At 57.5% G+C, this 25993-nt stretch carries 23 protein-coding genes; 14 read left to right on the top strand and 9 right to left on the bottom strand.

Annotation, left to right across the window (positions count from 1 at the left end):
- Window positions 1-2: 2 nt before the first annotated feature.
- On the top strand, window positions 3-557 hold the full coding sequence (recX, locus tag HRR99_RS21235; protein ID WP_233124998.1) for a recombination regulator RecX: 555 nt from the start codon (window positions 3-5) through the stop codon (window positions 555-557).
- 3 nt (window positions 558-560) lie between these two features.
- On the opposite strand, the gene HRR99_RS21230 is transcribed toward recX, so the two are convergent.
- The 3 genes from HRR99_RS21230 to HRR99_RS21220 all read right to left on the bottom strand — a co-directional run bounded on the left by HRR99_RS21230 (window position 561) and on the right by HRR99_RS21220 (window position 3279).
- Complete coding sequence (locus HRR99_RS21230) at window positions 561-947, bottom strand: c-type cytochrome (RefSeq protein WP_422387357.1); 387 nt, start codon at window positions 945-947, stop codon at window positions 561-563.
- Between the two features lie 100 nt (window positions 948-1047).
- Window positions 1048-1578: a DUF992 domain-containing protein gene (locus HRR99_RS21225; RefSeq protein ID WP_112499258.1), complete on the bottom strand. Its 531-nt coding sequence runs from the start codon at window positions 1576-1578 to the stop codon at window positions 1048-1050.
- Between the two features lie 270 nt (window positions 1579-1848).
- Window positions 1849-3279 (bottom strand): mannose-1-phosphate guanylyltransferase/mannose-6-phosphate isomerase, encoded by a 1431-nt coding sequence (locus HRR99_RS21220; protein WP_233124772.1) that lies wholly within the window; start codon window positions 3277-3279, stop codon window positions 1849-1851.
- Between the two features lie 330 nt (window positions 3280-3609).
- On the opposite strand from HRR99_RS21220, the gene HRR99_RS21215 reads away from it, so the two are divergent.
- The 3 genes from HRR99_RS21215 to HRR99_RS21205 all read left to right on the top strand — a co-directional run bounded on the left by HRR99_RS21215 (window position 3610) and on the right by HRR99_RS21205 (window position 8980).
- Window positions 3610-5898, top strand: coding sequence for an NADP-dependent malic enzyme (locus HRR99_RS21215; RefSeq protein WP_233124771.1), 2289 nt, complete (start codon window positions 3610-3612; stop codon window positions 5896-5898).
- A 198-nt stretch (window positions 5899-6096) separates the two neighbouring features.
- Window positions 6097-7659 carry a glycosyltransferase family 39 protein gene (locus tag HRR99_RS21210; protein ID WP_233124770.1) on the top strand — a complete coding sequence of 521 codons (1563 nt, stop codon included), beginning with the start codon at window positions 6097-6099 and terminating at the stop codon, window positions 7657-7659.
- 67 nt (window positions 7660-7726) lie between these two features.
- Window positions 7727-8980: an NAD(P)/FAD-dependent oxidoreductase gene (locus HRR99_RS21205; protein ID WP_233124769.1), complete on the top strand. Its 1254-nt coding sequence runs from the start codon at window positions 7727-7729 to the stop codon at window positions 8978-8980.
- Between the two features lie 52 nt (window positions 8981-9032).
- Here HRR99_RS21205 and HRR99_RS21200 read toward each other — a convergent pair whose 3' ends face one another.
- From HRR99_RS21200 to HRR99_RS21190, 3 genes are all read right to left on the bottom strand, one after another.
- Window positions 9033-9980 (bottom strand): substrate-binding domain-containing protein, encoded by a 948-nt coding sequence (locus HRR99_RS21200; RefSeq protein ID WP_233124768.1) that lies wholly within the window; start codon window positions 9978-9980, stop codon window positions 9033-9035.
- A 68-nt stretch (window positions 9981-10048) separates the two neighbouring features.
- Window positions 10049-11056 (bottom strand): ABC transporter permease, encoded by a 1008-nt coding sequence (locus HRR99_RS21195; RefSeq protein ID WP_233124997.1) that lies wholly within the window; start codon window positions 11054-11056, stop codon window positions 10049-10051.
- 47 nt (window positions 11057-11103) lie between these two features.
- On the bottom strand, window positions 11104-12630 hold the full coding sequence (locus HRR99_RS21190; RefSeq protein ID WP_233124767.1) for a sugar ABC transporter ATP-binding protein: 1527 nt from the start codon (window positions 12628-12630) through the stop codon (window positions 11104-11106).
- Between the two features lie 160 nt (window positions 12631-12790).
- Between HRR99_RS21190 and HRR99_RS21185 the strand changes: the two genes are divergently transcribed.
- Window positions 12791-13822: a LacI family DNA-binding transcriptional regulator gene (locus tag HRR99_RS21185; RefSeq protein WP_111841750.1), complete on the top strand. Its 1032-nt coding sequence runs from the start codon at window positions 12791-12793 to the stop codon at window positions 13820-13822.
- Window positions 13823-13840: 18 nt separating this feature from the next.
- Here the strand turns inward: HRR99_RS21185 and HRR99_RS21180 are convergent, their stop codons facing one another.
- A complete protein-coding gene (locus HRR99_RS21180; protein WP_112499332.1) occupies window positions 13841-14110 on the bottom strand; it encodes a DUF6074 family protein in 270 nt (89 codons plus the stop codon).
- Between the two features lie 397 nt (window positions 14111-14507).
- Here HRR99_RS21180 and HRR99_RS23205 point away from each other — a divergent pair, with 397 nt between their 5' ends.
- Together HRR99_RS23205 and HRR99_RS21170 are read left to right on the top strand one after the other, a co-directional pair.
- Window positions 14508-14789: an exopolysaccharide production repressor protein gene (locus HRR99_RS23205; RefSeq protein ID WP_277877930.1), complete on the top strand. Its 282-nt coding sequence runs from the start codon at window positions 14508-14510 to the stop codon at window positions 14787-14789.
- Between the two features lie 117 nt (window positions 14790-14906).
- Window positions 14907-15902 carry a glycosyltransferase family 2 protein gene (locus HRR99_RS21170; RefSeq protein ID WP_233124766.1) on the top strand — a complete coding sequence of 332 codons (996 nt, stop codon included), beginning with the start codon at window positions 14907-14909 and terminating at the stop codon, window positions 15900-15902.
- A 24-nt stretch (window positions 15903-15926) separates the two neighbouring features.
- Here HRR99_RS21170 and HRR99_RS21165 read toward each other — a convergent pair whose 3' ends face one another.
- On the bottom strand, window positions 15927-16880 hold the full coding sequence (locus HRR99_RS21165) for a polysaccharide pyruvyl transferase family protein (protein WP_233124765.1): 954 nt from the start codon (window positions 16878-16880) through the stop codon (window positions 15927-15929).
- Between the two features lie 37 nt (window positions 16881-16917).
- Entirely contained in the window at window positions 16918-17883 is a 966-nt protein-coding gene (locus HRR99_RS21160; RefSeq protein WP_233124764.1) for a glycosyltransferase family A protein, read from the bottom strand.
- A 120-nt stretch (window positions 17884-18003) separates the two neighbouring features.
- Between HRR99_RS21160 and HRR99_RS21155 the strand changes: the two genes are divergently transcribed.
- The 7 genes from HRR99_RS21155 to HRR99_RS21125 all read left to right on the top strand — a co-directional run bounded on the left by HRR99_RS21155 (window position 18004) and on the right by HRR99_RS21125 (window position 25974).
- Window positions 18004-19476, top strand: a complete 1473-nt coding sequence (locus HRR99_RS21155) for a lipopolysaccharide biosynthesis protein (protein WP_112499271.1) — start codon at window positions 18004-18006, stop codon at window positions 19474-19476.
- Window positions 19477-19844: 368 nt separating this feature from the next.
- Window positions 19845-20990 carry an acyltransferase family protein gene (locus HRR99_RS21150; RefSeq protein WP_233124763.1) on the top strand — a complete coding sequence of 382 codons (1146 nt, stop codon included), beginning with the start codon at window positions 19845-19847 and terminating at the stop codon, window positions 20988-20990.
- A gap of 34 nt (window positions 20991-21024) precedes the next feature.
- Complete coding sequence (gene exoK / locus HRR99_RS21145) at window positions 21025-21783, top strand: endo-1,3-1,4-beta-glycanase ExoK (RefSeq protein ID WP_422387373.1); 759 nt, start codon at window positions 21025-21027, stop codon at window positions 21781-21783.
- A 51-nt stretch (window positions 21784-21834) separates the two neighbouring features.
- On the top strand, window positions 21835-23016 hold the full coding sequence (locus tag HRR99_RS21140) for a glycosyltransferase (RefSeq protein WP_233124761.1): 1182 nt from the start codon (window positions 21835-21837) through the stop codon (window positions 23014-23016).
- Window positions 23017-23030: 14 nt separating this feature from the next.
- Complete coding sequence (locus HRR99_RS21135) at window positions 23031-24047, top strand: glycosyltransferase family 2 protein (RefSeq protein WP_233124760.1); 1017 nt, start codon at window positions 23031-23033, stop codon at window positions 24045-24047.
- Window positions 24044-24982 carry a glycosyltransferase family 2 protein gene (locus tag HRR99_RS21130; protein WP_233124759.1) on the top strand — a complete coding sequence of 313 codons (939 nt, stop codon included), beginning with the start codon at window positions 24044-24046 and terminating at the stop codon, window positions 24980-24982. Before HRR99_RS21135 ends, HRR99_RS21130 begins: the two co-directional genes overlap by 4 nt.
- Window positions 24982-25974, top strand: a complete 993-nt coding sequence (locus HRR99_RS21125; protein ID WP_233124758.1) for a glycosyltransferase family 2 protein — start codon at window positions 24982-24984, stop codon at window positions 25972-25974. Before HRR99_RS21130 ends, HRR99_RS21125 begins: the two co-directional genes overlap by 1 nt.
- Window positions 25975-25993: the final 19 nt, after the last annotated feature.

Raw genomic sequence — 25993 nt, 5'->3', positions numbered from 1 at the left:
TGGTGACGGAAGAAGCGGAAGCGCCATCGACGGTGCCGACAGCCAGAATGCTGACTTGGGTCCGCAACTCCACCATCTACCGGCTGGAGCGGCGCATGATGACCGAGCGGCAGCTTTTTGACGCCATCACGCGCAAGGCCAAGCAAAAGTTCGAAGGCATCAGCCCTGAGCAGATCGAGGCTCTGGCCCATGCTGCGGTGAAGTTCGCCTACGATATCAAGGCGCTCGACGACGTGGCCTATGCCGAAAGCGCCACCCGCTCCGCTATTCGCGGGGGCAAATCCCGCAGGGCGATTGCGCAGAAGCTGACGATCAAGGGCGTGGCCAAAGACATTACCGAGCAGGCGCTGAGCGAGACGGACGATCTCTATTCTGCTGTGATCATGGCGCGCAAACGCCGCTTCGGCCCGTTCCGACGGGAAGAGGCAGACCAGAAGCGGATGAACAAGGAAATTTCCGCTTTCGCACGCAATGGCTACAGTTTCGAAATCGCCAGCCGCGTTTACAGGATGGGAACCGACGAGGCCGAGGACATCCTAGCAAACGGCGCTCTATAGTCCTTATTGCGGCGCCTGCACCGTCTTGAGGTAGGCGATGAGATCGTTGATCTCGCTTTCGCTCCAAAGACCGAAGAAACGCATGGAGGTACCGGGTACCTTCTTCTTTGGGCTTGAGAGAAATTCCCGAAGATTGTCCTCTGTCCACACCATGCCGCCCGCTCCCGCGTCTGTCATGGCCTGCGAATATTTGTAATCTGCAACGGAGCCAGCGGTGCGCCCGACAACACCCATGAGATGCGGCGCCATGCGCGTGCGTGGCTTCTCGATGCTATGGCAGGCGGAACATTTGCTAAAGGCGCGCTCCCCATTGGCCACGTCACCATCGGCGAAAGCGGACGAAACACCAAGCAGTAGGAAAGTCGCTGAGATCCATATCCGCATGATCATCATCCTGAATCCGTCTGTTTCGCGAAATGCAAAACGCCCTTTCCGTCTATAGGACGAAAAGGGCGTGTCGTTGAGTGCGTCAGATTGACTGAGGCAAGTATCAGCCGTTGATTGGGTTCAACGTAACCGAAGTGCCTGTCGCAGCAAGGTTGAGGCCGACCTGACCGGTCACGCTCACCGTCTGAAGCTGGATCGAACCGGCGGTGCCACCAACGAGGATGTTTGCGCCGACGCCGAGACCGACAGTCGCTTCAGCCGTTGCACCCTGATAAAGGCCGCCGAGCGAACCCTTGTGGTAACCGGCTGTCGGTGCGAGCACGGCCCAAACGAGCTTGCCCTGCGTGGTGAAGCCGAGGTCTACGCCCATTTTGCGGATTGCGCCGCTGTAATGATCAGTACGACGTGCGCCAACTGTGGACTGGAATGTGCAATCAAGTTCCTTGGCAGAACCGATGACGTAACCTACACCACCGCCGACTTCGCAGGTCAGGTAGCCGATCTTGACGCCGTTACGGTCGTCCTGGTCCTGATAGGTGGCTTCTGGATATGCCAAATCTGCGGCAATCGCGCTGGCAGTGCCACCGAGGCCCATTGTCATTGCGGCGAAGGTTACGGCTAGAGCCTTTTTCATGTTGTATTTTCTCCTGTTGAATTTTTTTATTTAACCCGCAGCAGCCCGCTTACCCTTTTCGGATATTGAATGGCGCAGTGTTAACGTTTGTTCCGAAAAATCGATCCACTTCATTTGTGACTGATCGATTCTTTCGAAACAGCCGAGAATGACGAACGGCTAAAAGCCCTTTAGGGCGGTGTTAGGGCAGCTGGTTTTGGGGCTGGTTACTTCAAGAATCCGGCTAGGCATCGCCGACACGTGGTCAGCGACGCCTACGCTCGATAAGGGTCAAGCGCGCTTGTAATCGTCCTGCAAGCGGTTGATGTCGTCATCGCCGAAATAGGAGCCCGTCTGCACCTCGATGATCTCGAGCGGAATTTTCCCGTCATTGGCCAAACGGTGCGGCTTACCCAACGGAATATAAACGGACTCGTTTTCCGTCAGCAATCGCGTGTCGCCGTCTATCGTCACCGTCGCTGTACCCCTCACGATGATCCAGTGCTCGGAGCGGTGATGGTGCTGCTGAAGCGAGATTTTGTGGCCCGGCTCGACCTTCAAGTGGTTGACGCGGAAACGGGCCCCGGAATCGGTCTGCTCGATATGGCCCCATGGGCGATAGGCCCGCTTGTGGATTTCCGTTTTGCGGGCATGGTCGCTTTCCTTCAGCGCTTCCACCAGTCCCTTGACGCTCTGCACCCGGTCCTTGGGTGTGACCAGAACTGCGTCCTTGGTCGCCACCACCACCAGATCTTTGGCGCCGACCACCGTCGTCAAAAGGCTGTTCGAGTGGATGAGGCAGCCTTCTGAATCCACGAAAATGCCCTGCCCCTCGACAGCGTTGCCGTTCTCTTCCTTGTCGGCGATCTCCCAGATTGCGTCCCAACTGCCGATATCCGACCAGCGAAAATGCCCGCGCACGACGGCCATGCGTTTGGTGTTTTCAATCACAGCGTAATCAATGGAGTTTTTGGGCGATGCCTCGAAGCTTTTCTTGTGCAGGCGCACAAAGCCCAGATCGCTCTCGAAATTCTCCACCGATTGGGTAACGGCTTCAAGAATTTCAGGAGCATGGGCTGCCAATTCGGCAATCATGACATCCGAGCGGAACAGGAAGTTGCCGGAATTCCAGAGATAGCCTTTTTCCACATAGGAAATGGCGGTCTCTTCATCAGGTTTTTCAACGAAAGCTTCGACGACACACAGGTCTTCGTTTCCATCGATCGGCTGGCCGGGATTGATGTATCCGTAGGACGTGCGTGGCTCGGTGGGCGTCAGGCCGAAGACGACGATATTGCCCTGTTCTGCAGCCTCGGCACCGAGTTTGACGGCGTCGGTGAAACGGTCATTGTCCAGAACGACGTGATCGGCAGCGAGCGCCAGAACGAGCGAGCCAGGCTCGCGCTTTTCGGCCAGCACGGCAGCGGCGGCCATGGCGGCGGCGCTGTCGCGGCGGGCTGGTTCGAGAACGACGGTCGCTGTCACATCGACCTCTTCGGCCTGACGGCGGGCGAAGAAACGGAAATCCTCGTTGGTAATCACCAGCGGCTCATCGTAGAGCGCCGCGTCGCTGACGCGTTGCAGCGTCTGCTGGTAGGTCGAGAAAGCGCCAACGAGCGGCTGGAACTGTTTCGGCAACTGATCCCGCGACACCGGCCACAATCTCGATCCCGCCCCGCCTGCCAGAAGTACGGGGATAATTCTTCGATTTTGTGTGTCCACGGTATGCCCTTTCAAATTCCAATTCGTCCACTTTGTAACGCCAGCCAGCAAAACATGTGCTGATACAATTGCCAAGGTCGTATTTCCCCAGCAAGATACAACCCTGTCCTGTACCACAAAACAGCGGTCACGGCCTTGGCGGCAGACAGCCAACGGGTATTTTTGGCTCTGGTTCCCGAAAAACCGGAGACGGCTAATCGATTGAAGCGTTCTCCAACCCCCTGTATCTTCTGTTTTCTCCACTTAAAACGCCTTCAAGGCTTGGCGTGCGGCCAGAAAGTACAATAGTTACGTCCAACATTTTACGAAGCATGAGAAAAGGTGGGGGACATGTCCGACAAAACGAAATCCACGACTGGCAAAACATCTGTGACGGACCAGGAAGCGCTTGATTTCCACTCGCAGGGCAGGCCCGGCAAGCTGGAAATTACCCCCACAAAGCCGATGGCAACACAGCGCGATCTGTCGCTCGCCTATTCTCCAGGCGTTGCCGTACCCGTCAAGGCAATCGCCGAAAACCCAGACACGGCCTATGATTATACGACACGCGGCAACATGGTCGCCGTCATCTCCAACGGCACCGCCATTTTAGGCCTCGGCAATCTGGGTGCGCTGGCGTCCAAGCCGGTTATGGAAGGCAAATCCGTTCTCTTCAAGCGTTTCGCGGATGTCGATTCCATCGATCTGGAAGTCGATACCGAGGACGCGGATGAATTCATCAATTGCGTGCGCTATCTCGGCCCTTCCTTCGGCGGCATCAACCTCGAAGACATCAAGGCGCCGGAATGTTTCATCATCGAAAGCCGTCTGCGCGAACTCATGGACATTCCCGTTTTCCATGATGACCAGCATGGCACGGCCATCATTGCCGCAGCGGGCCTCATCAACGCCATTGCGCTGACGGGCCGTGATTTCAAGACGACGAAGCTGGTCTGCAACGGCGCCGGTGCTGCCGCCATCGCCTGCATGGACCTCATCAAGGCCATGGGTTTCAACCCGACCAACATTACCCTGTGCGACACGAAGGGCGTGATTTATCAGGGCCGTAGCGAGGGCATGAATCAGTGGAAATCTGCACACGCTGTCAAAACCGACAACCGCACGCTTGCGGAAGCCATGAAGGGCGCTGATGTCGTTTTCGGCCTTTCGCAGAAGGGCGCATTTACAGAAGACATGATCCGGTCCATGGCGCCACGGCCGATCATCTTCGCCATGGCCAACCCAGACCCGGAAATCACGCCGGAAGAGGTCGCCCGCATCCGTGATGACGCAATCATGGCGACAGGTCGCTCCGATTACCCCAATCAGGTCAATAACGTCCTCGGCTTCCCCTATATCTTCCGCGGTGCGCTCGATGTGCGTGCAAGCCAGATCAACGACGCGATGAAGATCGCGGCGGCCAAGGCGCTGGCCGATCTCGCCCGTGAAGATGTTCCAGATGACGTGGCTGCCGCCTATCAGGGGGTGCGCCCGCGCTTCGGGCCACAATATATCATTCCCGTACCCTTCGATCCGCGCCTCATCTCGGCCATTCCGGTCGCCGTTGCCCGCGCCGCCATCGAAACGGGCGTTGCACGTCGGGAGCTGGGCGATCTGGAAGCCTATGCACGCGAGTTGTCTGCTCGTCGCGACCCGATGGCGTCGACAACGCAGCGCCTTTACGAGCGCGTTCGCCGTTCGCCAAAGCGCGTCGTTTTCGCAGAGGCGGAAGAAGAACAGGTCATGCGCGCGGCGATTTCGTTCACCGCGCAGGGCCTCGGCACCGCCATCCTGCTTGGCCGTGACGATATCATCCGGGCGAATGCGGAACGTGCAGGCATCGACCTCGATCGCCCGAATATCCAGATCACTAATGCGCGTCTCTCGGAGCGTGTCGATACCTACATCGATTATCTCTACGCACGCCTGCAACGGCAGGGCTTCCTGCTGCGCGACGTGCAGCGTCTTGTGCATAACGACCGCAACCATTTCGCCGCATGCATGGTCGCGATGGGTGATGCCGACGCTATGGTTACAGGCACGACTCGCAATTATGCCACGGCGCTCGAGGATGTTCGCCGTTGCATCAACACCAAGCCAGGCCACCGCGTCATCGGCGTTTCCCTGGTCGTATCGCGCAACCGGACGGTGTTCGTTGCAGATACCGCCGTTCATGACATGCCATCCGCCGAAGATCTGGCCGACATTGCCGTGGAAGCCGCAGGTCTGGCTCGTAAGTTCGGCTACGAGCCACGGGTTGCAATGCTCGCCTACTCCACCTTCGGGCATCCGCTGGGCGAACGGTCTGAAAAGGTTCGCGAAGCGGTGCGCATCTTGGACAAGCGCAACGTGAACTTCGAGATCGACGGTGAAATGGCGGCAGATGTTGCGCTCAATCATCACAAGATGCAGAGCCAGTATCCGTTTGCGCGTCTTTCCGGCGCAGCCAACGTGCTGGTCATGCCTGCGATCCATTCTGCATCCATCTCGACCAAGATGTTGCAGGAACTGGGTGGCGCTACCGTCATCGGCCCGTTGCTGGTCGGTCTGGACAAATCCGTGCAGATCACGGCCATGGGCGCAAAGGACAGCGACATCGTCAACATGGCCGCGATTGCGGCCTACAACGCCGGTCATTGATCGAAGACGATCCGCTTGCGCAGGCGCAACAATTGCGCCTGCCGAATGCATTTAAGGCACAGCCCTCCACAGAATTGCCAAAAAGCCGGTGGGTAACCGTTGTCATCCACGGTTCGGCCACATAGTTCGGTTTTGTCACTCAACGAAAATGGGCGGCAAAGGATTCTGCCGTTGGCAATGAGACGGACGGGCATGGACATGTACGAAAAATCGGCGGGGGCGCCGGTGAAGATCGAGACCGAGAACACGCTGAAAAGGTTCGCGTTTTGCCTTACGAGCAATCCGAATGCCGTTATTGTGCTTTTCGGAGCCTATTTCCTGTTGCAGATCATCGTGCGTCAGCTGGTTCCTCCGGCACTACGCGTCGATGAGGCCCAGCAAGTCCTGTTCGCGCAGTGGCTTGCGCTCGGTTACGACGCGCAGCCGCCCTTGTACAATTGGTATCAACAGGCCGTTTTCGCAGTTTTCGGCACGTCGATGGCGACCATCGCCCTTGCCAAGAACTTCATCCTGTTCCTGACATTCGCCGCCTTTGTAAAAACCGCAGAATTGGTGCTGGAAAACAAGCGCTTCGTGGTCGTCGCCGCGCTGGCGCTGTTCGTCATCCCGCAGGTTTTCTGGCAGGCGCAGCGTGACCTGACCCACACAGCGATGCTGATGCTGACCTTCACGATGCTGCTTTACGGCAGCATCCGGCTCATCCAGCGCCCTTCATTGATGGGCTATGTACTAGTTGGCGTGGTCGCAGGGCTCGGCATGCTGTCGAAATACAATTTCGCCCTGGCACTACCAGCGTTGCTTGTTGCCGTGTGGTTCCATCCACAGGGCCGCGCCAGACTGCTGGACCGGCGTTTTTTGCTGACCGTCCTCGTCAGTGTCGTGGTGTTTCTGCCCCACCTCTTCTGGCTCGTCGATAACATCGTCTTCGCCTCCGAAGTGACGTTGAAGCGCATGGCAGAAGATGCGCCGGACAACCGCTTTTTACAGGTCGGTCGCGGCCTTGCCCGTTTCGTCGCCGGGTCGCTGATCATCGTCGCGGTTCCCGCACTCCTGCTCTGGCTAACCGCCCTTCGGGAACAGAAGCTGCCGCGCAGAACCCAAAGTGCGTGGTTCAGGTTCTTCCTCCATTACTTCATCGCCATTGCAACATTGATGGCGCTCGTCATCTTCATGACGACCATGACGGAGTTGCGCGACCGCTGGCTGCTGCCATTGCTTCTGCCAGCACCCATTCTGGCCGCGCTCTATCTGGAGCGCTACGTGGCCGATGCGGACCGCTTCGTCCTCCGCTTCCTGCCCATTCCGCTCATCATGTTGGCACTGGTACCAGTTGCGCTGTTGATCTCGTATCCGCTGATGGCTTCACTGGGCAGAACATCCAGCTCGAATTACGATTGGCAGGCCTTCAAACGCCAGATCGTCGAGACGGAGAAACTGTCGCCCTCCGTTATCGTTACGCTGAACTGGCCGACTGGCGGCAACCTGCGTTTCCTGTTCAATGACGTCCCCGTCGCCACCGCCATCTACGACGATTACGATCCGCCGTTCACGATTACCGATAAGCATCCGGCGCTGATGGCCTGGATCGGTGATGATGATCAGTCCCCCGAACTGTCAAAATGGATCGAAGGCCAGTTGAACGTGAGGGTGAAGGATGTGAAGACATCAACGCTGAGCGTACCCATGTATTACCCGATCAAGGGTAAAATGCTGCGGCTGAACTATGCGGTCGTCAGACCGGCCGACATCGTCAGGGACTAGACTTAAATCCTGTCGACAGTTTGCATTTAACCGTGATATCTAGAGGCATCAATTGGCGGGATGCTCCATGAATTCATCAGAAAAATGCGAAGTGCTGGTTATCGGCACCGGCATCATCGGCGTGATGTCTGCTCTGTATCTTCAAAATGCCGGCAAGTCGGTGACGTTTCTGGAACGAGGCGAAATCGCGCGCGGGGCCAGCGCCGGAAATGCCGGTATTCTTGCATTTCCCGAAATCATCCCCATTCCTGCGCCGGGCATTATTAAAAAAGCACCGAAATGGCTGATCGATCCGCTCGGTCCACTCAGCGTTCCACCTGCCTATGCCCTGAAGATCGCGCCATGGCTGTGGCGCTTCTGGAAAGCCAGCTCTACCGACAGGTTCCGCCACGGCCTCAATGTCCAGATCGCGATGATGGCACTGGCAGCACGCGAGATGCAGGCCATTGCCGATATGCCGGAGCTTTCCCGCTTCATCACCAACACCGGCACCCTCGACCTCTACGACACCAGAACGAGTTTCGATGCCGCGCAAAAAGACTGGGATGAGAAGGAGCGCGCAGGCTTCGATTTCTCCCGGATCGGACGTGAGGAAATCGAGCGACTACAGCCCGGTCTTGCACCACAGTTTCAGAACGCGGTTTTCACGCTCGGCGGCTTGCAGGTCGGAGACCCCTACGAATTCACCAGAGCGATCGCCGATCTGGTAATGGCACGTGGTGCCACGCTTCGCCAGGGTGAGGCCGTCAGCGTCGATACTGTCGGCGAAAGCACCATCGTGACACTTTCAAGTGGAGAGAAAATCGGTGCGGACAAGGTGGTGATTGCCTGTGGTGCCTGGTCCAAGCCACTTGCGGCATCGCTGGGCAATAGTGTCCCGCTGGAGACAGAGCGCGGCTATAACACCACATTGCCCGCAGGCTCTTTCGATCTAGTCCGCCAGCTTTACTTCAACGACCATGCCTTCGTGGTCACGCCGCTCTCTTCGGGCATTCGCGTGGGCGGCGCGGTGGAACTCGGTGGGCTCGATCTACCTGCGAATTTCAAGCGGTCGGAAGCCTTGCTGAAGAAGGCCGGTCAATTCCTGCCGGGCCTGAAAACCGAAGGCGGCAAACAATGGATGGGTTTCCGCCCATCGATGCCGGATTGCCTGCCCGTCATCGGCCCGTCGCGCAACAACAATTCAGTGATCTACGCCTTCGGTCACGGGCATCTCGGGCTCACCCAATCTGCTGCGACCGCACGGCTTGTCACGCAATTGGTCAAGAGCGAAGAAACCGCCATTTCGGTCGATCCTTTCAGGCCCGGACGCTTCGCCTGAACAACGAAAAGGCCCGCTCTCTCGAACGGGCCTCATCATCGATTTCAGCGTATTAGAACGGTGAGTCTGGGAAATAGAAGCTCTCGGCGTTGTCCTTGGTCACCAGCGTGGCGTCAAGGATGTAGGTGCCGCGAACAGGGACCTGATCGTAGAAGTTGGCGGCGGTCAGTTCCATAGCAGTTGCCACCATTGCCGGTGGATAGAGCACATCGACCGGGATCATCTTGTCGCCATCCATGACCTTCTTGATCATGTCCTTGGAGCCTGCACCGGCAACGACATATTTGATGTCGGTCCGCTTGGCCTGCTCGATGGCCTGGAGAACGCCAACGGCCATGTCATCGTCCTGGCACCAGACCACGTCGATCTTCGGGTACTTCGTCAGATAGTCCTGCATGACCTTGAAAGCATCGTCGCGGTTCCAGTTGCCGAACTGACGGTCGAGGATTTTCACCTTCGAACCGGCGATACCCTTGTCGAACCCATCCTGACGCTGCTGGTCGATGGGAATGGGCAGGCCGCGAATAACCACGACCTGCGCATCCGGCGTGGTATCAGCTATGTATTTGCCTGCAACTTCACCCAAAGCAGGGTTGTTACCGGCAACATAGAGATCGCGAACGGTATCGTCATTGACGCTCGGCGCACGATCGACGAGAGCAACGAACTTGCCATTGTCCTTGACCTGCTTGATAGCGTTGACCAGTGGATCGGGATCGGATGGCAGGATGACGAGCGCATCGATGCCCTGTGTTTCCAGATCCTGCACGGCATTTGCCTGCGTGGCCGCATCTGGCGATGTCTTGACGATGACATTGAGGCCCGGATGTTCCTGCATCAGCAGCTTCGCCACACGTTCCGCATGATAGACCACGCCCGCAGTCCAGCCGTGGTCCGCCGCAGGAATGGAAACGCCGATCGTCACCTTTTTATCCTGTGCCTGTACTGCCCCGCTCAGCGCCACCAGCGCCACAGCCACTCCCAACAGTCTCTTTCGCATGTGTTGTTCCTCCCACACAAACAAAGGTCTCGATTTTCTAAACCGGGCGACCCGTTGACCCGGTAACCTTATGAACGCCTCATCAGCGACCGCTGAACCAGCATGGCGATGATGATGATTGCGCCCTGAATTGCCCCGATCAGATACTCACTGATGAAGTTGGACAGCAGCATGATGTTGCCGACGAGTTCCAGAATGAACGCACCACAGATGGTGCCCCAGACACGACCTGCCCCGCCCTTGAGCGCCGTTCCACCCACGACGACCGCCGTGATGGCCTGCAACTCCCACATCATGCCCGTTGTGGCAGACGTCGAACCCAGGCGCGGAACGTAGAGAAGAACAGCGATAGCAACGCACAAGCCCTGAATGACGAAGGCGATGGTGCGCACACGGTTGACCGCAACGCCGGAATATTTGGCGACATCACGATTGGACCCGACCGCCGTCACATGCCGCCCGTAGCGGGTACGGTACAGGATAAAGGCTGCAATGCCGGTCACGATCAAAATGACGAGAATAGGGATCGGAATACCGATGAACGATCCGAAATAGACGGGACGGTACATGGTCTGCAACTGCGGTTCACGCAACGTGATCGCCCCACCCTGCGAGAGCCAAGTGGTCAGGCCACGAAACACACCCATGGTGCCAAGCGTCGCGATGAAAGGCTCGATCTTGCCGACCGTCGTGATCAACCCGTTGGCAAGGCCGCACAGGGCCCCCGCCACTAGCGTGAACACGACCGCAAGCACCAACATCAGCGCCGGGTCGGACACCACACCTGAATTCATCAGCAGTATCATCAAACTGGCAACGAAGGCCACCATCGAGCCCACCGACAGGTCCAAGTCGCCTGCCGAAATCACAAAGGTCGCCCCGACGGCGATGATCGCGATGAACGCGCTGCGTGTCGCCACATTGGCGAGGTTGTTGATGCTGATGAAATTCGGATTGACCATGGCTCCGACAATCAACAGCAGAAACAGTGCGATAAAAGGCGCGACTGCCCGCAAATCTATATCGCGAAGCGACCGTGCGTCCCTTTTTTCCTTGCTGTCCTCACTTGCACTCATACCCAAAACAGACCTCCCGCCCTGTCACATCGGCTTTTCAGCCGCCGCTACGCCGCCGCCTTCGTTTTCAGACCCGCCGCATAGCGCATGATTTCCCGCTCGTTGATTTCGTCGCCTTCCAGCATGCCCACCACCCGGCCTTCGCGCATGACCGCGACACGAGTGCAGAGGCCGATGACCTCCTGCATTTCCGAGGACACCACGACGACCGAGTGGCCATCGCGTGCAAGCGCTGAAATGAAATGATAGATTTGCTGCTTGGTCCCCACATCGATGCCACGCGTGGGCTCGTCGATGATGATGATTCTGGGTTCCGTCTCCATGACCTTGGCCAGCAACAGTTTCTGCTGGTTGCCGCCGGACATGCGGCCCACCACCACGCTGCCATCACGCACGCGAATGTCGAAGCGACGACGCGCGCGCTCCAGAGAATTCGCCTCGCTGGATGAGCTGAGGTAGCCGAATTTTCCGTGACGCTCCAGCGATTGCAGCGTCAGGTTCAGCGCCATACCAGCATTTAAAAGCAGACCCTTGGATTTGCGATCCTTGGTCATATAGGCAAGCCCGGCGTCGATGCTGGCGTGCAGGTCATGCGGCGGCAATACCTTGCCGTTGACTTCGACGTCGCCCGACAGCCGCGACCGCAGCCCGACGATGGCCTCCGCCAATTCTGTGCGGCCAGAACCGATCAGGCCCGAAAAGCCGATGATTTCGCCTCGTCTGAGATCAAAACTGGCATCCTGCACATATTTTGTGGAAACCCTGCGAACGCTGAGGACGACCTTCTCGTCCACATCAGGCTCGCGTTTGGCAGGATAGAGGCTAGACAACTCACGCCCGACCATGAGCTGCGCAATCGCCTCGCCATCCAGCAACGCAGTGGGCGCGGTCTTCACCCAGTGTCCGTCGCGCAGCACCGTAACCCGGTCCGTCAGTTCCATGACTTCATCCAGCTTGTGCGAGACGAAGACGAAGCTCGTGCCCTTGTCGCGCAGCTTGCGCACCTGCTGGAACAGATAATTGGTTTCCTCGCGCGACAAGACCGCTGTCGGCTCATCCATGAAAACGATGCGCGCATCGCGGCTGATCGCTTTGGCAATTTCCACCATCTGCTTTTCAGCGACGGACAGCGTGCCGATCATCGCGTTCTCATCGACATGACAGCCCAGCAAGTTAAGCACGCGGCGCGTTTCTGCACGCATCGCCTTGCGATCCAGCACGCCGAAATGCGTTAGTTCCCGGCCTAGAAACAGGCTCTCGGTCACCGTGAGATGTTCGGCCAGATTGAATTCCTGGTGGATGATGACGATACCGAGCGCTTCGGCCAGCCCGTTGGGCGGCAGCTTCACGGGTTTGCCGTCCAGCAATATCTCGCCGGTGCTTGGCTGTTCGAAACCTGAGAGAACCTTGACGAGAGTAGACTTGCCCGCGCCGTTCTCACCCATCAACGCATGGATTTCCCCAGCCTTCAGATCGAAATTGATGCTGAAAAGGACCTGTACCCCATTGAAAGATTTGGAAATACGACGCGCAGACAGCAACGTACCGCCGACGTCAGCAATCTCATTTTCCATGATTTCCTCCAGACGTCTCCCTACGTCTGAAATCCATGTAAACCTTTACACTGGGGATGTAAAGGTTTACATAAGCGCTTAAGAACAGATTTGCGTGATCGTATTTGACGGAGCGCAAAGTCTGTGTAGTGTCCGGTCGCGCATACATCCGAGGCCCTCATTGTCTATTCCCGCATCAGCCACAATCGAAGACGTCGCCCGGATTGCGGAGGTTTCCATCGCCACCGTGTCGCGCGCCATACACACGCCTGAAAAAGTGGCGAATTCGACGCGACTGAAGGTCAATCAGGCGATTGCCGTCACTGGCTACACGACCAATGCGATGGCCCGCAGCTTGCGCCTGGGCCGCTCCAATATGATCCTGGTTGTCGCGCCTGACATCGGCGATCCCAATTTTTCGAACATTCTCGTCGGCTTGGAAAACGAAGCGCGCTCACACGGCTACGGCATATTGATCGGCCATACGCAGAACGATGCGCAGCGTGGTTTGGAATATCTCAAATTCCTGAATTCCAACCAGGCCGCAGGGCTCATCCTATTCACCGGCATCCTGCCCTTTGGCCATCAGGCCATGACGGCGCGGCTACCGCCTAGCGTCGGTGTTTTCGAGCCCATCTATAATGGTGGCATTCCCTATGTCGGCGTCGATGACACCAAGGGTGCCCGCAAGATCGTCGATATGCTGATTGCCGAAGGGCATGAGCGGATCGCGTTCATCGGCGATTCCCGCGTCCGGCTCGCCTATAGCCGCAGACGCAAGGGCTATGACGAAGGCTTGCAGGCGGCGGGTCTGATACCGGCGCCTGCCTTGATCATAGAGGGAGATGGAACGCTGGAGAGTGGGCGGCTGGCCATCGAGCAACTGTTCATGCGCGATACGCTGCCGACAGCGTTCATGTGCGTCAACGACCAGACGGCGATCGGCGTGATGATCGGTCTGACTGCGCGCGGCTACGATATTCCACGCGACTTTTCGGTAACGGGCTTTGACGATATTCCGCAGGCGGTCTTCATGTCCCCTGCCCTGACGACCATTCGTCAGCCCAGAACGGCCATCGGCAAACACGCCATGGCGTTGCTGCTCGATCTTTTAGGCGGTGGGCAGGCGAACGAGCCGGAAATCCTGCTGACGCCTGACCTCATCGTTCGCAATTCCGTGGGCGCGCCAGCACGGCGGCTGACCCACAGATAACACAGGCTGCGGCTTATATTAGTAAGCGTCGCGCCGTGCAGGTTCTTCCTGCTGGCAGCGGCCCCAAAGCTCGGTTTGCACCGCACCCTGAAACTCCATGACTTCCTGGCGCATGGCCGTATCGTCATAACCCAGATTGACGAGACGCGCGGCAAGGGCCCGGCACTCATCCCGCCAGAAGCGGTTTGCTTCTTCGCCGTGAAGCGATTCTAGCATCTGAACGCAGCGCTTTATGTCAGCGACGCGGTTTTTGGCGGGAAACGCAATTACTTCTGAACGCTCTGTCACACGCACACCTTACTGCTTCGGGAATCAACCACCTATCTTTACCGGTGACATAGTTAACGAAGTCTGCAGCCCGTGCGCATTGCGAGACGCACAGCTGTAGAATCGCGTTATGGAATGCTACTGTCGGGCCGCAAGTGCTGCTCTGCAATCGCGCAGTATTCACGTTTCATAAACCTTGCGAGAACAGTGCGCAGATCAAAACGGTAGACATCCGTCCAAATCTCAAAAATTTGGGCAAATTTTACCAATAAAGATTACTGAAATTTCATGCTGCACGCTCTAAGAGAAGTATAACTGTGTTGAAACGATAAGCGTTTCGTAATACAATTCTCTAGAAAAGAAAGCCAAGAACATGCATTTCTCCACCGAGGGACAATGCTTAGCGGAGGAGAAAGATATGTACGCCCCGCGCGTTTTCATCAGTATGATCTGCGCGTTGCTGGTGTTCGCTGTCGCGACATATCTTATCCATGGCTCTTTCTTGACCACTTTCGTCCAGACGCTGATCTGTCTTGTCATTATACAGGTTGGTTACTTTATAGGCGTGCTTATTCTTGTAGCAAAAGAAAAGCGGCAGATGCTTGCCACGCTCAACTTTCAAAAGGAAGCGACACCTGTGCCGGAGAAATCCGTAACGGAAGCGATTACCGTCGCCTCGCCGAAACTCAGCGATTTCTAAACTCCCGCCCCGCCGCCGACCTCAAACTTCTCGCAGGTGCGAAATAATCGCACGGCGTCCTTATCCCTGACATTTTCTGCGTCGAAAAAACGGCAACGTAACGAAGCAGGAGTTGGCATGACTGGGGATTTGCGATCCATTTGCGTGATTATCGCTGCCAAAAACGCGTCCGATACCATCGCAACAGCGATTAAATCAGCGCTGACCGAACCTGAAGTGTTCGAGGTCGTCGTGATCGACGATGGCTCCACAGACGCGACAGCCGCAATCGCGTCGGCCTGCGACGATGGCACCGGGCGTCTGAAAGTCGAGCGCTTCGATGTGAACCGTGGGCCATCTGCTGCCCGCAATCACGCCATCGCCATTTCGTCTGCCCCCCTTATCAGCATTCTCGATGCGGACGATTTCTTTTTCCGGGGCCGCTTTGCCGCCATGCTGGAAAGCGACGATTGGGACCTGGTCGCCGACAATATTGCCTTCATCCAACAGTCCGTATCGGGTGCATCCTCCATGCAGCCCGCACGTTTTGCGCCGGAAGAGCATTTCCTGACACTGTCCGAATTCGTTCAAGGCAACATTTCCAAGCGCGGTATCGAGCGTGGGGAGACTGGCTTTCTGAAGCCCGTGATCCGCCGCGCATTTCTTGAGAAAAACGCTCTGCGTTACGATGAAGCCCTGCGGCTGGGCGAAGACTACGAGCTTTATGTGCGGGCACTGGCCTGCGGTGCGCGCTACAAGGTCATCCGCAATTGCGGTTACGGCGCCATCGTTCGTGGCGATTCCTTGAGTGGTCGCCACCGCACGGAGGACTTGCGGCAGCTCTATGAGGCGGACCGGAAAATCCTCGCGCAATATTCGCTGACGCCGCCTGAAAAGGCGCTTCTTGAAGAACACGAGCTGCATATTCGCGAGAAGTTCGAGTTGCGGGATTTTCTCGATGCGAAGGCCAAGGGGGGCATGGGCGGCGCGCTGTCCCACGCCTTGAAGCGCTTGCCTGCCGTACCGGCGATCGCACAAGGTATTTTTCGCGACAAAACCGCCCGGTATCGCCCAGCGCCAAAGCAAGTGGCAGATATCCGCTATCTGTTGAATGCAACGCCGCTCAATTCTTGAAAAATCGAGCGGCGTCAGCCGATATCAGAAATAGTCTCTTTTGATCGTTTCAAGCACGGCTTGAAAACGCTCCTTGCGTTCTTCCAACCGGCCATCGGGGCTGAGCCGAGGCTCAGCTCGACTTGCCTGCCAAAGGGCAAGCGTGGATGGTGCTGCGAGAACCTGCTTAGCCAGCTTGCGCAGGGAGCGCTGCTCCTGATGCGGACGCACCAGCAACTCACCATCATGCGACGCCTCGACTGGTCGCTCCACGACGGGTGCTGGCGGTGGCGGCGGGAAGCTCATGCCCCAGAATTTGGAGCCCTTCTTCGCAGCCTCGGCACGCGTGGAAACCGGCACATAACGCGGCTCGTACTTAACACCTACGGTGCCCGCCCAGTCGCTCCATTTGAAACTGTTGATGGAGGTTGACGTGCTGACAGCGACCCAAGGCACGCGGAAGGCATCAGCCAGAATAGCGCCATGCATGGACTCGGCCACGATGAATTCCGACTGGGCAATGTGCTTGATAACAGCCTTCGCCTCGCCGCGCGGGTCCAGATAGGTCAGGCCCGCAGGCTCGCAGACCGTTTCCCACATGCCGAATTCCGCAGATTCCCAATGGGGCACGAAAGTCTTCTTGTGGAGCTTCGGCAGATTTCGGAACTCCGCCATCTCCGTCACCATCACCGCAGGGTCGACGATACCCATCTCTACCGGCAAACCGAGCTTGCCAGCCGTCATCTCACCGCGCACGCAGCGAATATCCCACAATTCCTTATTGGAGATATCCGGTACGGCACCGTAGCCATAACCGCTGCCGATGATCAGCTTACGCTGCTGCGGCGGAAACAGAACGTCGTTCAACACCGTGCCGACGCCCACCAGCAGCACATCCGGGTGGACATCCCGCAGGCCGGGCAGCAGAAAATCCCAAAGCCAGAGATTGAGGTCATCGCCGAAATTACCGTGGTGCGATTCCCAGTGATATGGTTTCATGGAATACTCCTGAAATAAGAATGTGGTTGCGTCAGGGTCACTTCGGACGGGCGAATTTGCCAGTCCCAAGCTCCAGTGCTGCACGCAAAATGGCAGGATCACGCATCATCCATTTGAACAGCAGGCCCAGTTCCGGCGCCTTACGCTGCTTCAGCTTGCCCGCCTGGCTCCACAGCGCCTGCTTGCGCGCGGTGTTTTTGTAAGATGCAATGGAGGCGACATCGGCAGGCCGCTTGGCAAACCGGCCCTGCAACGTATCGAGCGCGACCCAGGTGTTGAATTGCTGGCGCAGGAATTCCGGCGAGCTGTTGTCGATGCTGTGGAATATGTTCACACCCATGCCGCGCATGGCGCCCGCATCGTCGCACAAAAGCGAGCGTTTCGACGCAAGAATGCAATCGCAGAAGAAAAGCACGTCTTCCGCCGCCAGCCGCAAAACGGGATCGAAACGGATCTTTTCAAACAGCGGCCTGCCGATGACCATGCAGGACAAATGCAGGAAGCTCCAGTTGCGCAGCATGACGCTGGCCAGATCCGGCAGCTCGATTACCTTGGGCGATTCGTTCAGCCGCGTCGCACCCTCGTTGTTTTCCAGTTCGGAAATCGCGAAGTGATAATAGAACTCGTCGCTCGCCTGCATCGATGCCCAATAGCATTCACCACCAAAGGTTTCGAGGCTGTAGGCGGCATTCTTCAGGTGATCCGGCGTCCACATATCGTCCGAATCAAGGAATGCGACATAGGCAGTTTCCGCTGGTACGTTATCGAGCCCGGTGTTGCGTGCACCGCCCGGTCCACCATTGGCCTGCTTGATGACCTTGATGCGGTTTCGCTGCGCTTCAGTCAGCTCTTCTAGTTCTTTTTCAATGGGATAAGGCGATTCATCATCGACGGTGACGAGGTCGAAATCCTGAAGAGACTGGGAAAAAACCGATGCCAATGCACGACCAAGTACGCCATGCTGTTTTTGATAATAAGGAATAACGACTGTAAATTTCGCCATTGTTTCGCCCCTTGTGTTGATCAAGAAGTGTCGGGCCCGATAAAAGAGCGGCCCCGATGAGTGGCAAATCTCCCGCCAGCCCACTACCCTGCTGGCCTCCAAACCATATAGGATGCACGAATGCCCCCAGCTCCGAGCGTCAAGACGATTACCGCAAATGTCGGCTGGAGCGTTTTATCAAAAACAGGCACATTCGGGCTTAAGTTTGTCACGGTTCCGATTCTCGCCCGATTGCTGACACCCGAAGAGTTCGGTGTCGTCGCTGTCGGTCTGACGGTCGTGCAGTTCCTGACCATGATTGCAGGCGCTGGCCTGACCTCCGCGCTGATTGTGGAAAAGGAAGAGGATATGGACACGATCCATACCGTCTTCTGGGCCAATCTTGCGATTTCCTGCACCATGGCCGCGATATTGTTCTTCGGTGCCGAGTTCTTCGGCGGATTGCTGGGCGCGGTCGAAAGCGCCTATCTGCTGCGCATCATGGCGTTTCTCATTCCGCTGCAATTGGCGGGTGATGTCGCCTATTCGCTGCTGGCCCGGCGCATGAATTTCAGCAAGGACGCCATCTGGAGCATGACGTCGGAGAGTGCCGCCGCCATCCTCGCCGTCGGCCTTGCCCTTGCCGGTTACGGCGTCTGGGCGTTGATCATCCAGCTTTTCTCCGCAGCGCTCATCCGCCTCGTCGGTCTTTACGCCGTATCGCGCTACAAGCCTGCTTTCGTAATGAAGCCGAAACGGTTGATTCCGCTGCTGGGCTTCAGCTCCGGTTTGATGGGCTCGGAAATCGCCAACTTCGTGACCTTCCAGTCACCCATGGTCATCATCGCGCGTTATCTCGGCCTTGCGGATGCGGGTGCCTACTCCGCGTCCAACCGCTTCGCCAGCATTCCCAACCAGGTCGTCCTATCCGCCGTCATGGGTGTGCTGTTTCCCGCTTTCAGCCGCATGATGGACGACAAGCAGCGCCGCCGCGATGCGCTGATGTTCTCCACACAGGTGCTGACAGTATTGCTGGCACCAATGATGTTCGGCCTGTGGGCGATTGCAGAACCCGCGATGCTCGTGATCTTCGGGCCAAACTGGGCCTACGCCTGGCCCGTGCTTGGCTTGCTGGCACTCTCCAAGGCAATATTGACGCCGTGCAGCACCTTTATTCCCTATTTGAAGGGTGCCGGTTACGGCCGTGTTCTCTTCTGGTCGGCAACGATCCGTGCCGTTGTTACGACAGCCGCAGTCTGGCTCGCCGCGATCTATGGCACGCTGATCGACGCGATGGTGTGGCTCTGCATCGTCAACGCCGTCACGCTGTTTGCCTATTCCTGGGCCGTTTTCAAGGCCAGCGAAATGCCGCTGCTGAAAGGCCTCTATATCAGCAGCCGCCCCATGATTGCGTCCTTCGTCATGGCGCTTGCGGTCCGCTATATCCTGTACGTCTTCGCCGACAGCCTGCCACACGCCTATATGCAGGTGGCAGTCGGAGCCGTCGCTGGTGGCGTGATTTATGCCGTACTGATTCTGCTGACCGAACGTGCACTGCTGCGTAAAATCATCGGAATGGTGCGAGACCGGAAAGCCAAGCAGGCCGTGGCGTAATATCTGCAACCTTTACAAGCCTTATTTCGCCACAAATCCGCCAGCTTTGGAACACCCTTCCTCACGCGTTTGTGAGCAAATCTCGGATTTCGTTTTGCAGCGCAGCATAAAACACGATTATCAACAGCGGCCCGTCGTCATCAAACCGGTTAACAGTTGAAATAAAAACGATTAAAAATCATCGACTTGAGTTTCATTACGTTACGAAAGTCGTGTCACGCCAGAGATTTACCCCTCATATTTCAAATTGTCTTTTTCCCGCATCGCCACATTTTATCCCAAAGTGGAAACCAGACTCCGCATCGGGCTTACGTTCGCTCTGGTTGTAACGCGGTGAAGGGAGACGCCGCCCAATAAGGGGAACTGATGTGACTTTTGATCAGAACCTATCTTCCCGCATCAATTTGATGCGCATTATTTTGATATCCGGCATCGTTTTCGTTCACGTGCCGCATAATCCTGAAACGAGCCCATTTCTCGGGGTGTACGGTTTCTTTGATTGGATACGCGTGTTTCTCGGCGATGCCCTGTTTCGCATCGGTGTGCCCTGCCTGAGCGCGATTTCCGGCTATTTGCTGTTTCGTCGTGGCATGCAGGCGTTCGATTATCTGGCGACGGTGAAGTCCAAGGCCAAGACCGTTTTGCTGCCGTTCATCCTATGGAATGGCGCGCTGTTTCTTGCCGTGCTGCTGCTCCAGCGTTTCGAAGTCGGCTTGGGTTACTTCCCTGATCTCTGGAACGCAACGACGCGTGAAATCATCAGCCATGGCGCAGCCCTGGAAGAGCTTCCGGTCAATGTTCCCCTGTACTTCTTACGGGACCTGTTCGTCTGCATTCTCCTGTCACCTATTCTGGCATTCTTCGTCAAACGCTTCGCCTTGGTGACGCTGGCAGTGCTGCTGATCATCACCGCATGGCCTGACCTGACCCTGTTTATTGTGCAGAAGAAATCGATCCTGTTCAGCTTCGCCCTCGGCATCGCCCTTGCTCTCCACAAGGTGGACCTCAAGACGCTCGACCCCTATGCAGGCCGTCTCACGGTCGCGGTTCTCCTGGCCGCCGCTTCGCTGGCGACAGGTCTTTATTTCACGGGGCCGGAATTCACGTTCGAGCTGAACCTGCTGCGCAACCTACTCGCCGTGTTCGGCGCTATGGGCCTGTGGGCATCGTCCTCGCTGCTCATCCAGAGCCGCACTGGGCGTCGCCTGTCTGAAACGGGCAGTCTCAGCTTTTGGATTTTCTGCGCCCACTATCCGCTTCTCGTGATCATGTGGATGGTCTGGAACAGAGGTGGTCCAGATTTCTATCCTGCATTCTATATCGGTGCGGTCCTGCTGTCCTTCGCCATTCTCATCGTCAGCAATGCGCAGGTTCGCGCGAGACTGCCGACGCTTTACGGCGTGCTGACGGGCAGCAGAAGCAAGAAGCAGAAACCACTCGCTCCGAATTCAACGTCCGTGAAAGCCGCGCCAGCGCAGCCCGTACCGGATACAGCCTATCAAAGACAGAGGTGAACTCATGACTGCATATCTCGGCGTTCCATCGCGCATGATTGCATCCACTCTTCTGGCCCTCAGCCTCGGCGCACCTGCCGCGCTGGCGCAAGAAGACAATGGGAAATCCTTCGTCGAAAATTTCGACAGCATGGACCGGTCCTTCTGGTACGTGTCGGATGGCTGGAACAATGGCCCGCACCAGAACTGCACCTGGTCGAAAAAGCTGGTGAAGTTCGAAGAGGGCAAGCTCCAGTTGGGCTATCAGGAAGGTAAAGCGGGCGACCGCAATTTTTCCTGTGGCGAAATCCAGACCAAGGGCCGCTATCGCTATGGCACCTATGAAGCGCGCATCAAAACCGCGACCGGATCGGGCCTGAATTCGGCTTTCTTCACCTACATCGGTCCAACCGACAAGAAGCCGCATGACGAGATCGACATGGAGGTACTGGGTAAGAACACGTCTCAGGTCCAGCTCAACCAGTACGTCTCCGCAAAGGGCGGCAATGAAAAGCTGGTGGATGTCGCGGGTGGTGCCGACAAGGCCTACAATGACTATGCCTTCGTCTGGGAGCCGCAGCGCCTGCGCTACTACGTCAATGGCAAGATGGTTCATGAGGTGACGGACGCTTCGAAGATTCCGCAGAATCCGCAGAAGATTTTCTTCAGTCTTTGGGGCACGGACACGCTGAAAAGCTGGATGGGCAAGTTCGCCTATAGCGGCCCGACCATCATGAGTGTCGACCGCATGGCGTTCACAGCGATTGGCGACAAGTGCCAGTTTCCTGAGTCCGTTGCCTGCGTGACGAACTGACGACACGACGAATTTCGATCGCCATAATCCACCTTCACCCAGGACATCTGTATGACGCACGTTCTTTACCTCGCTCACGACCTTGCCGATCCGGCCATTCGTCGGCGCGTCATGACGTTGCAGGCGGGTGGAGCATGTGTGAGCCTTGCCGGGTTCACCCGGGGTGAAAACACGCTCGCCACGGTCGATGGTGTCTCCCCCATCGTCTTGGGTGAGACGGCGGATGGACGGTTTGCCCAGCGCATCCTGTCTATCCTCAAGTCCAGCCTTGAGCTGCGCAGCGCGCTGAAGGGTGTGGCCAAGCCGGATGTCATCATCGCACGCAATCTCGAAATGCTGGCGCTCGCCCGTCGGGCATCGGCTATCTACGGTCGTAGCGTTCCTGTTGTCTACGAGTGCCTCGACATCCACCGTCTGCTGCTGAATGATGGTGTTGTCGGCAAGCTGGTGAATGCAGCGCAGCGTTATTTCGCGCGCGATGCAAAACTGCTGATCACCAGTTCACCCGCTTTTGTGAGCCAATATTTTGCGCCGCGCTCCGGCCTGCAACTGCCGGTCCTGCTGCAGGAAAACAAGGTTTTGATGCTGGATCAAACCACGCTGGCAGCGCCCGCTCCGCGCCTGCCCAAGGCCGGAGAGCCCTGGAAAATCGGCTGGTTCGGCGCACTTCGCTGCCGCAAGTCACTCGAAATTCTCGCTGATTTTGCAAAACGCATGGATGGCAAGTTGGAAGTCATCCTGCGCGGACGCCCGGCTTATTCGGAGTTCGATGATTTCGATGGCTTCGTCGCCAACGCGCTGCATCTCAGCTTTCAGGGTCCTTACAAAAACCCCGAGGATCTCGCGTCGATCTATAACGAGGTGCAATTCACCTGGGCCATCGACTTCTTCGAGGAAGGCCAGAATTCCAGCTGGCTGCTGCCCAACCGTCTTTATGAGGGCTGCCTCTACGGCACGTTGCCCATCGCAGTCGCGCAAACGGAGACGGCTCGCTTCCTCGAGACGAGAGGTATCGGTCGCATCCTGCCATCAGCGGATGCCGCCACGCTCGAAGCTCTGTTCCGCGGCCTCAGCGAACAGGCTTATCTCGATGATTGTCACAAGCTTGCAGCAATCGACCGTCAGCAGTGGGTCACTGACAAGTCGGATTGCATTCAGCTCGTTCATAAACTTGCTTCCCTGGCAGCGCCGCATGATGGCCGCGCCGTGGAAGCGTCTCTCTCACCAGCTTGACGGGGGTTAAAGCCATGAAACTCACCAGTATTCCCGATGTCAAAACGCTCATCGTCATCCCCTGCCTCAATGAGGCACGGACGATTGACGATCTCCTGCTGAAGTTTTCCAGCACTCTCAACCATGCCCAGGACCGCATCATCGTCGCCGATGGTGGCAGCACGGATGGCACACGCGATATCGTGGCCAACTTTTCCATGCAGGACCCGCGCGTCATTCTGCTGGCCAACCCCAAGCGTATCCAGAGCGCCGGTATCAACCTCGCGATTGAAATGTTCGGCGCGGAATACGACTACCTCATCCGCATCGATGCCCACGGCGATTATCCCGATGACTATTGCCATCGGCTGATCGAGGATGCCGTCAAAACCGGCGCGGACTCGGTCGTTGTTGCCATGGATACGGTCGGCCACGGAACGTTCCAGAAGGCGACTGCCATCGCCCAGAATTCGAAGCTCGGCAATGGCGGCTCCAAGCACCGCGAAGGCGCCAAGGGTCACTGGATCGATCACGGCCACCATGCCTTGATGCGCGTATCGGCTTTCACCAAGGTCGGCGGTTACGACGAGAGCTTCAGCCACAACGAAGACGCCGAGCTGGATTACCGCTTGCGCAAGGCCGGTTTCCGCATCTGGATGACCGACAAGACGCGCATGACCTATTACCCCCGCTCAAATGTGCGCCCGCTGTTCAAGCAATATATGGCTTATGGTCGCGGACGGGCGAAGAACCTGATCAAGCACCGCTCTTTGCCGAAGGTGCGCCAGATGATTCCACTGGCTGTCATGCCCGTCGCGCTGTTTGCGCTGCTCGGTGTTTTCCACTGGGCGGCGGTCATTCCGCTGTGCCTTTGGATTGCCGCATGCCTCGGCTACGGCCTATGGATGGCTATAGCGCAGAAAAATCCCCTCGGCCCTCTGGCGGCATTTGCAGCCATGGTCATGCATTTCGCCTGGTCCACCGGTTTCTGGCTGGAACTTGCGGGCTCGTTCAGTGCACCGGCGCCCGTGCCGGGAAAGGCAGTTTCATGACCGGCACATCGCTCGTAACCACCCCCGTGAGAGTAGATATCGGCATCTGCACCTTTCGCCGCCCCGCCGTGGTTGCGACGCTGCAATCGCTGTTCAATCTCGACATTCCCGAAGGCGTGACGGTGCGCCTGATCGTTGCCGACAATGACGCTGAACCGACAGCCCAAGCATCGATAGAGCGCCTGCGCGAGGCATCGCCGTTCGAAATCATCTATGTCCATTGCCCCAAGTCGAATATTTCGATTGCCCGCAATGCCTGCCTTTCCGCCTGCGACGCAGACTTCCTGGCCTTCATCGATGATGATGAAACCGCTCCCCGCGAGTGGCTTTCCGAACTGCTGAAAACCGCACAGGAAACCGGTGCGGAAACCGTTCTCGGTCCCGTAACCGCCGTGTACAAACCCTCGGTGCCGGACTGGATGCGCAACGGTGACTTCCATTCCACGGCCCCCGTCTGGGTGAATGGCGAAATCATAACCGGCTACACCTGCAACACACTGCTGCGCATCGCCGCCCCGTCATTGGCCGGCCGTCGTTTTGCCCTTTCACTGGGCCAGAGCGGTGGCGAAGACACGCATTTCTTCTCGCATATGCATGCTGCCGGTGGCCGCATCGCCTTTGCCGAAAAGGCTGTGCTGACCGAACCGGTGCCGGACACGCGCGCCAGTTTCATGTGGTTGGCCAAGCGCCGCTTCCGTTCCGGGCAGACCCATGGTCGTCTGCTGGCCGAGATGAAGCCCGGCATTCGCCGCATCGCGCAGGTGCTGACGGCGAGCGCCAAGGTCATCGCCTGTGCAGGTCTCGCGCTGATCGCCGTCTTCGATCCTGTCCGCCGTAGCCGACAATTGCTGCGCGTTGCCCTGCACATGGGCTCCGTCAGCGGCGCCATCGGTGTGCGGGAAATCCGCCAGTACGGCACGGTGGAGGCGACGTGATGGATGCATCTCTAAATCCTGACGTCACCTTCGTCATCGCAGCCTACAATTCCGCCGACTGCATTGTCCCGTCCATCGAGAGCGCGCTCTCGCAACAGTCGGTGACACTGGAAGTCATCGTCGTCGACGATTGCTCGGCAGACGACACCCGCGATGTCGTTGGTGCAATTGCCGCGCGCGACCCACGTGTGCGGCTGATCGCGCTCGAAACCAACCTCGGCCCCGGTGGCGCGCGCAATGCTGGAATCGATGCGGCAACCGGGCGATGGATCGCGGTGCTGGATTCGGACGATGTTATTCATCCAGACCGAACGGCGCGGATGATCGCGCGGGCAGAACAGATGTCGGCGCAGATCGCGGTCGATAATCTCGATGTCGTCTATACCGATGGGCGTCCGACCGAAACGATGTTTGAAGAGCCGTTCCTCCATCAGCGCGGCACGCTGACGCTGGAGGATTTCATAGCCTCGAACATCCTTTTCCGCTCCACCTTCAATTTCGGCTACATGAAGCCGATGTTTAACCGCGCGTTTCTCGCCGCCAACGACCTACGCTTCCACTCGACCCTGCGCATCGGCGAAGATTACCTCCTGCTGGCCTCCGCATTGGCGGTGGGTGGCATCTGCGCGATCGAGCCAACATCCGGCTATGTCTACAACATCCGTGAAGGCTCGATTTCCCGTGTGCTGGAGCTTCGCCATGTCGATGCGATGATAGCGGCGGACGCGGAATTTCTCGCCCGGTATCAGCTGTCACCAGCCGCCCGCATGGCACAAACGCAGCGCAGCCGCAGCCTCATCGAAGCGCGGCATTTTCTCATGCTCGTCTCCGGCATCAAACGCCGGTCTCTGCCGGATGTGCTGAAGATCGCCGTGCGCGATCCCGTTGCCCTGCGGCATCTGCGCATGCCGATCGAGGTGCGGTTGAGAAAGCTGCGGGACACCATCTTTACGCCCTCTGTCCAGACAGACGTGAAAAGGCAGGCTTCTTGAGCCCGCCCACCCGACACAT

The sequence above is a fragment of the Agrobacterium vaccinii genome, assembly GCF_021310995.1.
Lineage (GTDB): Bacteria > Pseudomonadota > Alphaproteobacteria > Rhizobiales > Rhizobiaceae > Agrobacterium > Agrobacterium vaccinii.
The sequence above is the reverse complement of the archived record's forward strand: the minus strand, read 5'-3'. Positions and strand labels throughout refer to the sequence as shown.